The organism is Streptomyces sp. NPDC057654, assembly GCF_042800135.1.
Classification (GTDB): domain Bacteria; phylum Actinomycetota; class Actinomycetes; order Streptomycetales; family Streptomycetaceae; genus Streptomyces.
The window spans coordinates 1-2,145 of the sequence record NZ_JBHVHQ010001159.1 but is presented as its reverse complement, the minus strand read 5'-3'; the positions used below and the strand labels follow the sequence as shown (position 1 = coordinate 2,145).

General features: G+C 69.3%; 2 protein-coding genes. One reads left to right on the top strand and one right to left on the bottom strand.

Translation table 11 applies throughout. The features are described from left to right. Positions 1-21: 21 nt before the first annotated feature. Positions 22-1,179: an acyl-CoA dehydrogenase family protein gene (locus ACFU99_RS41545; RefSeq protein ID WP_384403374.1), complete on the bottom strand. Its 1,158-nt coding sequence runs from the start codon at positions 1,177-1,179 to the stop codon at positions 22-24. 149 nt (positions 1,180-1,328) lie between these two features. Here ACFU99_RS41545 and ACFU99_RS41540 point away from each other — a divergent pair. Beyond that, positions 1,329-2,145 (top strand): UDP-glucose dehydrogenase family protein (locus tag ACFU99_RS41540; protein WP_384403371.1); only part of this gene is annotated, 817 nt, incomplete at its 3' end.

Sequence of the window (2,145 nt, the reverse complement as noted above, 5' to 3'; positions counted from 1 at the left end):
GGCGTTCCCCTTCACAGCGAATTACGGCAGGTTCCTCGCCATCACGATGCGCTGCACCTGGTTCGTGCCTTCGTAGATCTGGGTGATCTTGGCGTCGCGCATCATGCGTTCGACCGGGTAGTCGCGGGTGTAGCCGTAGCCGCCGAGGAGTTGGACGGCGTCCGTGGTGATTTCCATGGCGGCGTCGGAGGCGTAGCACTTGGCGGCGGCGCCGAAGAAGGTCAGATCGGCATCGACGCGTTCGGACTTGGCGGCGGCCGCGTAGGTGAGCTGGCGGGCGGCCTCAAGCTTCATGGCCATGTCGGCGAGCATGAACTGGACGCCCTGGAAGTCGCCGATGGGCTTGCCGAATTGCTTGCGTTCCTGGACGTAGCCCTTGGCGTAGTCGAGGGCGCCCTGGGCGATGCCGAGGGCCTGGGCGGCGATGGTGATGCGGGTGTGGTCGAGGGTCTTCATCGCGGTGGCGAAGCCGGTGCCCTCGGCGCCGATGATGCGGTCGGCGGGGATGCGGACGTTGTCGAGGTAGACCTCGCGGGTGGGCGAGCCCTTGATGCCGAGCTTCTTCTCCGGGGCGCCGAAGGAGACGCCCTCGTCGGCCTTCTCGACGACGAAGGCGGAGATGCCCTTGGTGCGCTTGTCGGGGTCGGTCACGGCCATGACGGTGTAGTAGTCGCTGACGCCCGCGTTGGTGATCCAGCGCTTCACGCCGCTCAGGACGTAGTGGTCGCCGTCGCGGACCGCCTTCGTCTTCATGCCGCCGGCGTCGGAGCCCGCGTCCGGCTCCGAGAGCGCGTACGAGAACATCGCGTCGCCCTGGGCGAGGGGGCCCAGGTACTTCTTCTTCAGCTCCTGTGAGCCCGAGAGCATGACCGGCAGGGAGCCGAGCTTGTTGACGGCCGGGATCAGGGAGGACGAGGCGCAGACGCGGGCGACCTCCTCGATCACGATGACGGTGGCCAGCGCGTCCGCGCCCGCCCCGCCGAACGCCTCGGGCACGTGGATGGCGTGCAGGTCGGCCGCGGTCAGCGCGGTACGGGCCTCCTGTGGGAAGCGCCCTTCCTCGTCCACCTCGGCGGCGAACGGGGCGATCTTCGCCTCGGCGAGTGCGCGCACCGAATCGCGGAGCATGTCGTGCTCCTCGGACGGCCGGTACAGGTCGAAGTCCTTTGTTCCCGCCAAGGTGTTCTCACTCCCCTGAGAGTTAACTACCGTTTAGTAACCGCAATCCTAGGGCCGCAGTCTAGGGCCGCCACCCCGGCCCGGCCTACGTGAGCTTGCCGACAGATATGCTCGGGCCCGGATCAGCCCGTACGCATGTTGGAGTACTCATGGCCCCCAAGATCACCGTGATCGGCACCGGCTACCTCGGGGCCACCCACGCGGCCGCCATGGCCGAACTCGGCTTCGACGTGCTGGGGCTGGACGTCGTCCCCGAGAAGATCGAGATGCTCGCGCAGGGCCGCGTCCCGATGTACGAGCCGGGGCTGGAGGATCTGCTGCGGCGGCACGTCGCCGGGTTCGAGGGGTCCAGCGGGCGGCTGCGCTTCACCACCTCCTGGGAGGAGGTCGGCGAGTTCGGCGACGTCCACTTCGTCTGCGTGAACACCCCGCAGAAGCACGGCGAGTACGCCTGCGACATGTCGTACGTGGACAGCGCCTTCGAATCCCTGGCCCCGCACCTGCGCCGCCCCGCCCTCGTCGTCGGCAAGTCCACCGTCCCCGTCGGCAGCGCCGAGCGGCTCGCCGCCCGCCTCGCCGAGCTGGCCCCGGCCGGCGCCGACGCCGAGCTCGCCTGGAACCCGGAGTTCCTGCGCGAGGGCTTCGCCGTCCAGGACACCCTGCACCCCGACCGCATCGTGGTCGGCGTCACCGGCGAGAGCGCCGAGCGGCGGCTGCGCGAGGTCTACGCCGCCCCGATCGCCGAGGGCTCCCCCTTCGTCGTCACCGACTTCCCCACCGCCGAGCTGGTCAAGACCGCCGCCAACTCCTTCCTCGCCACCAAGATCTCCTTCATCAACGCCATGGCCGAGGTCTGCGAGGCCGCCGACGGCGACGTCGCCAAGCTCGCCGAGGCCATCGGGCACGACGAGCGCATCGGGCGGAAGTTCCTGCGCGCCGGCATCGGCTTCGGCGGCGGCTGCCTCC